This window comes from Mycobacterium sp. (genome assembly GCF_049673265.1).
GTDB lineage: Bacteria > Actinomycetota > Actinomycetes > Mycobacteriales > Mycobacteriaceae > Mycobacterium.
Genome location: NZ_JBATXN010000527.1, coordinates 1 through 8,434 on the forward strand (window position 1 = coordinate 1; position 8,434 = coordinate 8,434).

General features: G+C 65.5%; 12 protein-coding genes and 1 pseudogene. 5 read left to right on the forward strand and 8 right to left on the reverse strand.

Annotated elements, in window-relative coordinates; all coding sequences use genetic code 11:
• Positions 1-177, forward strand: a 177-nt coding sequence (locus tag WBF82_RS18095) for an ATP-binding protein (protein WP_424384350.1), incomplete at its 5' end; no start/stop codon positions are given.
• A 1-nt stretch (position 178) separates the two neighbouring features.
• Here WBF82_RS18095 and WBF82_RS18100 read toward each other — a convergent pair.
• From WBF82_RS18100 to WBF82_RS18115, 4 genes are read right to left on the reverse strand one after another with little or no spacing between them, the layout of a single operon-like run.
• The gene (locus tag WBF82_RS18100; RefSeq protein WP_424384340.1) at positions 179-304 is read right to left on the reverse strand and encodes a hypothetical protein; all 126 of its coding nucleotides are present in this window, start codon (positions 302-304) and stop codon (positions 179-181) included.
• Complete coding sequence (locus WBF82_RS18105; protein ID WP_424384341.1) at positions 304-456, reverse strand: hypothetical protein; 153 nt, start codon at positions 454-456, stop codon at positions 304-306. The genes WBF82_RS18100 and WBF82_RS18105 overlap by 1 nt, the downstream gene beginning before the upstream one ends.
• A 13-nt stretch (positions 457-469) precedes the next feature.
• Positions 470-1,483, reverse strand: coding sequence for an OmpA family protein (locus tag WBF82_RS18110; protein WP_424384342.1), 1,014 nt, complete (start codon positions 1,481-1,483; stop codon positions 470-472).
• A 15-nt stretch (positions 1,484-1,498) separates the two neighbouring features.
• Entirely contained in the window at positions 1,499-1,861 is a 363-nt protein-coding gene (locus WBF82_RS18115; protein WP_424384343.1) for an FKBP-type peptidyl-prolyl cis-trans isomerase, read from the reverse strand.
• Positions 1,862-1,909: 48 nt separating this feature from the next.
• On the opposite strand from WBF82_RS18115, the gene WBF82_RS18120 reads away from it, so the two are divergent.
• The gene (locus tag WBF82_RS18120; protein WP_424384344.1) at positions 1,910-2,164 is read left to right on the forward strand and encodes a DUF2630 family protein; all 255 of its coding nucleotides are present in this window, start codon (positions 1,910-1,912) and stop codon (positions 2,162-2,164) included.
• Between the two features lie 3 nt (positions 2,165-2,167).
• Positions 2,168-3,676: a phytoene desaturase family protein gene (locus WBF82_RS18125; protein ID WP_424384345.1), complete on the forward strand. Its 1,509-nt coding sequence runs from the start codon at positions 2,168-2,170 to the stop codon at positions 3,674-3,676.
• Here the strand turns inward: WBF82_RS18125 and WBF82_RS18130 are convergent.
• Together WBF82_RS18130 and pdxH are read right to left on the reverse strand one after the other, a co-directional pair.
• The gene (locus WBF82_RS18130) at positions 3,673-4,968 is read right to left on the reverse strand and encodes a citrate synthase (RefSeq protein WP_424384346.1); all 1,296 of its coding nucleotides are present in this window, start codon (positions 4,966-4,968) and stop codon (positions 3,673-3,675) included. The genes WBF82_RS18125 and WBF82_RS18130 overlap by 4 nt on opposite strands.
• Before the next feature lie 133 nt (positions 4,969-5,101).
• Positions 5,102-5,761: a pyridoxamine 5'-phosphate oxidase gene (gene pdxH / locus WBF82_RS18135; RefSeq protein ID WP_424080922.1), complete on the reverse strand. Its 660-nt coding sequence runs from the start codon at positions 5,759-5,761 to the stop codon at positions 5,102-5,104.
• An 82-nt stretch (positions 5,762-5,843) separates the two neighbouring features.
• Here pdxH and WBF82_RS18140 point away from each other — a divergent pair, with 82 nt between their 5' ends.
• Positions 5,844-6,974 (forward strand): citrate synthase 2, encoded by a 1,131-nt coding sequence (locus WBF82_RS18140; RefSeq protein ID WP_424384347.1) that lies wholly within the window; start codon positions 5,844-5,846, stop codon positions 6,972-6,974.
• A gap of 22 nt (positions 6,975-6,996) precedes the next feature.
• Here WBF82_RS18140 and WBF82_RS18145 read toward each other — a convergent pair whose 3' ends face one another.
• Positions 6,997-7,440 (reverse strand): nitroreductase family deazaflavin-dependent oxidoreductase, encoded by a 444-nt coding sequence (locus tag WBF82_RS18145; protein ID WP_424384348.1) that lies wholly within the window; start codon positions 7,438-7,440, stop codon positions 6,997-6,999.
• Positions 7,441-7,659: 219 nt separating this feature from the next.
• Between WBF82_RS18145 and WBF82_RS18150 the strand changes: the two genes are divergently transcribed.
• Positions 7,660-8,109: a VOC family protein gene (locus WBF82_RS18150; protein WP_424384349.1), complete on the forward strand. Its 450-nt coding sequence runs from the start codon at positions 7,660-7,662 to the stop codon at positions 8,107-8,109.
• On the opposite strand, the pseudogene WBF82_RS18155 reads toward WBF82_RS18150, so the two are convergent.
• Positions 8,106-8,434 (reverse strand): annotated as a pseudogene (locus WBF82_RS18155) (ferredoxin); the annotation flags it as partial. The gene WBF82_RS18150 and the pseudogene WBF82_RS18155 overlap by 4 nt on opposite strands.

Consider the following 8,434-nt stretch of genomic DNA (forward strand, 5'->3'; position numbering starts at 1 on the left):
GAGCGCCAGATCGTGTTCGAGCGGTTCTCCCGCGGATCGACCGCGTCGCATTCGGGCTCCGGCCTCGGTCTGGCATTGGTGGCCCAGCAGGCGCACCTGCACGGCGGTACAGCGTCGCTGGAAAACAGCCCGCTGGGCGGGGTGCGTCTTTTCCTGCGTCTACCCGGCCCCAGCTGACTTACTCGTTTTCGACCGAACGCCGCACCGGCACTTCACGTTCGACGCGGCGAACAGTCAGCGCGAACGTCAGCAACAGCCCGAGTAGAAACGCCAGTATCACCAGCCCGTAGTTCACCTGGCCCATCACTGTGCTCCAATCTCACGTGAACCGGGCATGTCGTCGAGGGCTTGCTCTTCGGTGCTGCGCCTGATCATTATGCTGGCAATCAACAAGGCAGCTGCCGAGCCGATCGCGAAAGCCACCAGGTAGCACAGCCATTGAATGATGAAGCTCATGGGTGAATTCTCCTTAGCCGACCACGATTTCGACGCGGCGGTTCTTGGCTTTACCGTCCGGGCTGTTGTTGTCGGCGACCGGGTCGGCGGCACCGCGGCCTCTCGCGGTCAGGTGATCACGTGCGACACCGCGGGAGACCAGGTAATCAGCGACGGCGTCTGCCCGAGTAGTGCTCAACGGGATATTGATCGCGTCGTTACCGGCATTGTCGGTGTAGCCGTTGATGGTCACGCTGACACCCGGGCAATCCTTCAGCTTGTCCGCGACCTGATTCAGAGTCTGTTCGGCGGCGGCCGACAATGACGTGCCATCGCTGGCAAAAGATATCGGCCCCAAGGATTTAACAGCCGACCGCAGGTTGCTGCAGCCATTGCCCGGGCCAAGAGCCGGCACCGGGCCTGGCGGTGCGCTCGCCGTGACGGACCCGCCGATTCCCATCGTGTCAACGATATTCAAATTCGGCCAGGCCGCGACAGCAGCCTGCTCGATGACGTCCTGCTGACCTCCCGACCCCGTCGTCCCGATCAGCGTGATGGTGTCATCCTTGACGGCGAGGCCGAAGTCGGGAACCGACGCCGCAGCCTTGAAAACCGGTGCGGCATTGGAGAAATCGAGAGAGGTGATATCCCGGTTGATCCGCACGTTGTCGACGATGTCGATATTCGGCCCGAAGCCCTCCTTCAGCGCCGCCAATAGCGAGGCCTTTGCCCCACCGGTGGGCATGTCCCCGGAAAGCTTGATGTCGTTGCCGCTGCGAGTAATTGACACCGGCGCCAGCGCTATTGCCGGAATCGTCGGCGTCGGCGGCACGCCGCCCGCCGGCTTGGGCGCATGCAGGGTCGGGAATGCGCCGGTCGGACCATTGACTCCCGGTCGGGTCCGGTCTAGCTCGCCATGGCCGATTACCGCCAGCAGTAGCGGAATAACGAGCAAGCCAACCAACCACGGCAGGCCCGGAAGCCGCACATAGTATTTCGAGGTTCGCCGCCACTCGGTGGCTTCGGCTACTTCGTCGGAACCCCCCACGGGCCCTCCCTGGAGTTAACGGGTGCTGAGCAGGTCGATCACGAATATCAACGTCTTGCCCGACAACTGATGCCCGGAGCCGGCGGGCCCGTAAGCCTGCGCGGGTGGGATCACCAGCTGACGCCGCCCGCCCACCTTCATACCGGGTATGCCGTCCTGCCATCCCTGGATGAGGCCGCGCAGCGGGAATTCGATGGGCTCGCCCCGACCCCATGAGCTGTCGAATTCTTCACCGGTGTCGTACTCGACACCGACGTAGTGAACTTCGACGACGCCACCGGGCACGGCTTCGGCGCCGTCGCCGATCACCAGGTCGTCGATGACGAGTTGCGCGGCCGCTGGACCGCTTGGAAAGTCGATCTCTGGTTTGCTTGGCACGGAAGCGACCCTAGTCCGGCACACTTGACTCGTGGAAGGGGACCAAACATGAGCGACAACCCAGACAGCCCAGCCTTGGCGCACATCCACGACCTCGTGGCGCAGGAGAAGACCCTCCGGGCGCAACTACAGCACCGCGATATCAGCGCATCCGAGGAGCACGAGCAGCTGCGCCGCATCGAGACCGAACTCGACCAATGCTGGGACCTGCTTCGGCAGCGCCGGGCGCTGCGTGAAGCCGGTGGCGACCCGAGCGCGGCAACAGTGCGCCCACCCGACGAAGTCGAGGGCTACCTGAGCTGACTGATGGCTGCCGACCCGGGTGACGTCGACGTCGTCATCGTGGGTGGCGGCCACAACGGCCTGGTCGCCGCCGCCTACTTGTCGCGGGCCGGCCTGCGGGTACGGCTGCTGGAGCGGCTGCAGCAGGTCGGCGGCGCCGCGGCGTCGGCGCGGATCTTCGACGGCGTCGACGCCCGGATATCGCGGTATGCGTACCTGGTGAGCCTGCTGCCGGCCCGCATCACCGACGACCTGGGTGCGCCGGTGCGGTTAGCCCGACGGGCGTATTCGTCGTACACCCCGGATCCGGCCACGGCCGGACGCACCGGCTTGCTGATCGGTGACGTCCCCGCCGACGCAGCCGCGTTCTACCGGCGCTGCCGCCCGGTGACGGAGCGCCTGTGGCCGACCCTGTTGGAACCGTTGCGCACCCGCGAGCAGGCCCGCCACCTTGTTGCCGACGATGCCGCATGGCGGGCCATGATCGATCGACCGATTGGCGATGCGATCGCCGATGCGATCGGCAACGACCTGGTCCGCGGCGTGGTGGCGACCGATGCGCTGATCGGCACCTTCGCCCGTCTTGATGACCCGTCGCTGCAGCAGAACGTCTGTTTCCTGTATCACCTCCTCGGCGGCGGCACCGGCGAATGGCACGTCCCGGTCGGTGGCATGGGTGCGGTGAGTGCGGCGCTGGCCGCCGCGGCAGTCCGTTGTGGAGCCGAAATCATCACCGGCGCAGAGGTTTACGCAGTCGACCCCGGAGGTGAGGTGCGTTACCGCCAACACGACGACGAGCATGTGGTGCGCGGTCGATTCGTGCTGGCCGGCGTCACACCGACGGTGTTGGCCGGCCTGGTGAGTGAACCAGCACCCGCACCGGCGCAGGGCGCCCAAGTCAAGGTCAACATGGTGCTGCAGCGGCTGCCCCGCCTGCGCGACGCCGATGTGAAGCCCGAGCAGGCGTTCGGCGGAACGTTGCACGTCAACGAGACCTGGACGCAACTGGACGCGGCGTATTCGCAGGCAGCCGGTGGAGCTTTGCCGGATCCACTGCCGTGCGAGATCTATTGCCACTCGTTGACCGACCCGACCATCCTGTCCCCCGCGCTGCGTGAAGCGGGCGCCGCGACGCTGACGGTGTTCGGCCTGCACACGCCCCATTCGTTGAACGTCTCCCGCGACCAGCTCACCGATGCCGTGCTGAAATCGCTGAATTACGTTCTGGCCGAACCGATTCAGGATGTCCTGCTAGAAGACGAAAACGGCCAGCACTGCATCGAGACGACGACCACCCAGGACCTGGAACACCGGCTGGGAATGACCGGCGGCAATATCTTTCACGGCGCATTGCGTTGGCCGTTCGCCGACGACGACGAGCCGCTGGACACCCCCGCCCGACGCTGGGGCGTGGCCACCGCCCACGAGCGAATCCTGTTGTGCGGCGCGGGGGCCCGCCGCGGCGGAGCGGTCTCCGGCATCGGCGGTCACAACGCCGCGATGGCGGTGCTGGCTTCTGCTCGGCGTGACTAGCGCGCGTCGATGGTGGCGTAGTTGCGCTCGGTGGAGCCGGTGTAGATCTGGCGGGGACGGCCGATCTTGCTGTCGCCCTCGTCGTGCATCTCACGCCAATGCGCGATCCATCCGGGCAGCCGCCCAAGCGCAAACAGCACGGTGAACATCCGCGTCGGGAAGCCGAGCGCCCGGTAGATCAGGCCGGTGTAGAAGTCGACGTTCGGGTAGAGCTTGCGCTCGACGAAGTAGTCGTCGGTCAGCGCTGCCTCTTCGAGCTCCTTGGCGATGTGCAACAGGTCGTCGTCGCCGCCCAGCTTGCCCAGGATCTTGTCGGCCTGTTCCTTGACGATGCGCGCCCGCGGGTCGTAATTCTTGTAGACCCGATGGCCGAAGCCCATCAGCTTGACGCCTTCTTCGCGGTTCTTGACCTTGCGGACGAACTCGCCGACGTCGTCGTCGCTCTTGCGGATCTTCTCCAGCATTTCCAGCACGGCCTGGTTGGCACCGCCGTGCAGCGGGCCCCACAGCGCATTGATGCCGCCGGAGATCGAGGTGAACAGGTTGGCCTGCGACGAGCCGACCAGCCGCACCGTCGACGTCGAACAGTTCTGCTCGTGGTCGGCATGCAGAATCAGCAGCATGTCCAGCGCCCGGACGATCTCGGGGTCGACGTCGTAAGGCTCGGCGGGCAACCCGAACGTCATCCGCAGGAAGTTCTCCACCAGCGTCAGCTTGTTGTCCGGGTAGAGGAACGGCTGACCTACCGACTTCTTGTAGGCGTAGGCGGCGATGGTGGGCAGCTTGGCCAGCAGCCGGATCGTCGATAGCTCGACCTGCTCGGTGTCTGTCGGATCCAGGGAATCCGGGTAGTAGGCGGAAAGCGCGTTGACGGTGCTGGACAGCACCGGCATCGGGTGGGCGTTGCGCGGAAAGCCGTCGAAGAATCGTTTCAGGTCCTCGTGCAGCATCGTGTGCAACTGGATCTGGCGGGTGAACGAAGCCAGCTGGTCCTTGGTCGGCAGCTCGCCGTAGATGAGCAGGTAGCTCACCTCGATGAACGTCGACTTCTCGGCGAGCTGCTCGATCGGGTATCCGCGATAACGCAGGATGCCGGCGTCACCGTCGATGTAGGTGATGGAGCTCTTGCACGAGGCGGTGTTGACAAAGCCGTTGTCGAACGTGGTGTACCCGGTCTTGGACAACAGCGAGCCCAGCGCGACACCGTCGGCTCCCTCGGTGGCGTGGACGATATCGAGATCCAACTCACCACCTGGGTACTTCAGAGTGGCGGAGTCGTCGTTTGCGGCCACTGGAACCCCTTTGCAGTCTCGGCGGATGCTGGCCCTACACGGATGCTTATAGCTGAAGGTAGTCGTTATCGGGGCGGCGCGCCTGAGCGGGGCCCAGTCCGGGTCCGACGGCGGCCCGACGCAGTGATCCGCCTCACGGCTGCAAGCGTTGGACCTGGTCACCTGTGACACGAATCCGGTTGTGCAGCCGGTCTTCCCGGCCCTGCCAGAATTCGACAACCTCAGGCGCAATGCGGTACCCACCCCAGTTCGGGGGGACCGGAACCTGGTCGGAGTCGGCGAACCGAGCGGTCACCTCGGCGAGCTGATCGACCAGCGCCGCGCGGGAGGCGATCGGCTGGGACTGATGCGATGCCCACGCGCCCAGCTGCGAGCCGCGCGGCCGCTTCGACCAGTAGTTCTCGGTGGCCTGAGGGTCCACCTTGGTCACCGGACCGCGGATATGGAACTGCCTGTTCAGCAAATACCACGGAAAGGTCGCCGATGCGTACGGTGTCGCGGCCAGCTCGTCGCCCTTGGCCGAATCGTAGTAGGTGAAGAAGGTGATTCCGTCCTCGTCGACGCCCTTGCACAGCACCGACCGGCTGACCGGCCTTCCCGAGCCCACGGTGGCCAACACCATCGCGTTCGGCTCGGCGATCCCGGCATGCTCGGCTTCACCAATCCACTTGCGCAACAAGGCAACCCAGCCGTCGTCGAGCCAGTCGACATCGAGGTCGGGGCTACCGTCCTTCTCGATGGAGCCGTACTCCACCCGCATCCGGGCCAGGTGCTCGTTGTCTGGTCCTGCCATCGCGCCAACGCTACTCGCGGCGCCCCCTCGCAGGTTACCGACCGGTAGCGAACGGTCCGGACCGGCGTGGGAGAATTCAACCATGACTGTCATCCCGGACAAGATCCCGGAGAATTTCGTTGCCGGCCTCGAGGGTGTGGTCGCGTTCACAACCGAGATTGCCGAGCCCGACAAGGACGGCGGCGCCCTGCGTTACCGCGGCGTGGACATTGAGGATCTGGTGGGCCAGCGGGTCACCTTCGGTGACGCCTGGGCTTTGCTGGTGGACGGAAAGTTCGGCCATGGACTGCCCCCGGCCGAGCCATTCCCGCTGCCGATCCACAGCGGCGATGTCCGGGTCGATGTGCAGGCCGGCCTGGCGATGCTGGCGCCGATCTGGGGTTACAAACCGCTTCTTGACATCGACGACGCCACCGCCCGCGACCAGCTCGCCCGGGCGTCGGTGATGGCACTTTCGTATGTCGCGCAATCGGCCCGCGGCATCTACCAACCGGCAGTTCCTCAGCGAGTTATCGACGAATGCTCAACGGTCACAGCGCGTTTCATGACCCGATGGCAGGGTGAGCCGGATCCCCGGCATGTCGAGGCCGTCGATGCGTACTGGGTCTCGGCCGCCGAGCACGGGATGAACGCCTCGACGTTCACCGCACGGGTGATCGCGTCGACCGGCGCCGACGTCGCCGCAGCGCTCTCGGGCGCGATCGGGGCGATGAGCGGTCCGCTGCACGGTGGTGCACCTGCACGGGTGTTGCCGATGCTCGAAGAGGTCGAGCGCACCGGTGACGCCCGCGGACTGGTCAAGGGGATTTTGGACCGTCACGAGAAGCTGATGGGCTTCGGACACCGCGTCTACCGCGCCGAGGACCCACGTGCACGGGTGTTGCGGGCCACCGCCAAGCGGCTGGGCGCGCCGCGCTACGACGTCGCGGCGGCCCTCGAACAGGCAGCGCTCTCCGAGCTGCGGGAGCGTCGGCCGGACCGGCCGATCGAAACCAATGTCGAGTTCTGGGCGGCGGTGATCCTGGACTTCGCGCAGGTTCCGCCCAACATGATGCCGGCGATGTTCACCTGCGGTCGCACCGCCGGTTGGTGCGCGCACATCCTTGAACAGAAGCGACTAGGCAAGTTGGTTCGCCCGTCGGCCATCTATGTCGGCCCGGACCCGCGCAGCCCGGAGTCCGTCGAAGGCTGGGGCGACATCCCCAAGGCCTGACGCATGGCCTCGGCGGCGCCAGTCACGACTCGTCCTTATCCAGCTCGAATATCGGGATGGTTCGCGTGGTTTTTGACTGGTAGTTCGCGTACGCGAACGCAGGCTTGTTCGCGTTGATCTTGGGGATGACCGCCCCGCGTTCGGACGGGTCGAGTTCGCGCGCGACGACGTCGAACGAGCCGGTGGCGACCTCGACGTGCGCCTGCGGGTTGGCCCGCAGGTTGTGCACCCACGCCGGGTTGATATCGGCCCCGTCGTAACCGGCGACGATCAGCAGCTTGCCGTCGATGCGAAACACCACCAGCGGTGTGACGCGCGGCTTGCCGGACTTCGCGCCCGTCGTAGTGAGTAGCAACAGCTCATTGCCTTCGAATCGCCCCCCGACCTTGCCGGCGTTGGTGCGAAACTCGTTGGTGATAGTGCCGTTCAGTGCCTTTAGCGTCTCGCGATCGGGTTTCTGAGCCATTCAAAAGAGAGCTACCTGGTCGCGCGGTCTATTCCCAATTGGCGGCAATTGATCGGCGGTCATGGACGTTCTCTGACGACAACCCATCGCCACCTCGAGGTCTCTCGCTGGTCATGCAATGGGCACGTGATCCACGTGTCGGTGTCGGTGGCCCGTGATGAGATTTCATCGCGGCTCGAGTCAAAGAGTCGTACACCTACCGACACCAAGGAGGCCAGCATGGCAATCGCCGTCGAACCTGCACTGTCCCCACACCTCGTCGTCGACGACGCCGCCGCAGCGATCGACTTCTACGTCAAGGCTTTTGACGCCGAAGAACTCGGGCGAGTGCCCGGTCCCGACGGCAAGCTGATCCACGCCGCACTGCGCATCAACGGCTTCACCGTGCTGCTCAACGACGACTTCCCGGAAATGTCCGGCGGCAAGTCGACAACCCCGACGTCCCTGGGCGGAACTCCGGTCACCATCCACCTGACGGTGACCGATGTCGATGCCAAATTCCAGCGGGCGCTCGACGCCGGCGCCACGGTGGTCATGCCGCTCGACGACCAGTTCTGGGGCGACCGTTACGGCATAGTCGCCGACCCCTTTGGTCACCACTGGTCGCTGGGTCAGCCGGTCCGCGAGGTCATCCCGGACGAGATCGCGGCCGCGATGGGCCAGGGCTAGGCGAAGTCGGCCAATTGACGCAGCCGGTCGGCCAGCCGGCGCCGCAGTGGCGGTGCCGGCGCGGCGGCCGCGACCGCCAGCATGTCCTCGATCGAGGTGAACTTGTTGCGCGGCCGATCGCTGACGCTGCCCCGGGATACCTCGGCGGCGTCGATGGCCTGCCAGCCGGCGGCGTCAACAACAGCGGGCTGGCGCGTGCGGACCATCGCGTCCAGTGCCGACGGCTTGCCGATCGGATCGCGCAACCGCCTGTCGTTGAAATCGTCGACGAGTTGTTGCACGGTTTGCAGTGCGCACGACTTGTTGGTGCCGATGAATCCCGTCG

Excerpts from the sequence above, each read along its gene's own strand:
- WBF82_RS18120 (WP_424384344.1), top strand. The coding sequence starts at position 1,910 with ATGAGCGACAACCCAGACAGCCCAGCCTTGGCGCACATCCACGACCTC.
- pdxH (WP_424080922.1), bottom strand. The coding sequence starts at position 5,761 with ATGGCAGGACCAGACAACGAGCACCTGGCCCGGATGCGGGTGGAGTAC.
- WBF82_RS18140 (WP_424384347.1), top strand. The coding sequence starts at position 5,844 with ATGACTGTCATCCCGGACAAGATCCCGGAGAATTTCGTTGCCGGCCTC.
- WBF82_RS18125 (WP_424384345.1), top strand. The coding sequence starts at position 2,168 with ATGGCTGCCGACCCGGGTGACGTCGACGTCGTCATCGTGGGTGGCGGC.
- WBF82_RS18100 (WP_424384340.1), bottom strand. The coding sequence starts at position 304 with ATGGGCCAGGTGAACTACGGGCTGGTGATACTGGCGTTTCTACTCGGG.
- WBF82_RS18150 (WP_424384349.1), top strand. The coding sequence starts at position 7,660 with ATGGCAATCGCCGTCGAACCTGCACTGTCCCCACACCTCGTCGTCGAC.
- WBF82_RS18105 (WP_424384341.1), bottom strand. The coding sequence starts at position 456 with ATGAGCTTCATCATTCAATGGCTGTGCTACCTGGTGGCTTTCGCGATC.
- WBF82_RS18145 (WP_424384348.1), bottom strand. The coding sequence starts at position 7,440 with ATGGCTCAGAAACCCGATCGCGAGACGCTAAAGGCACTGAACGGCACT.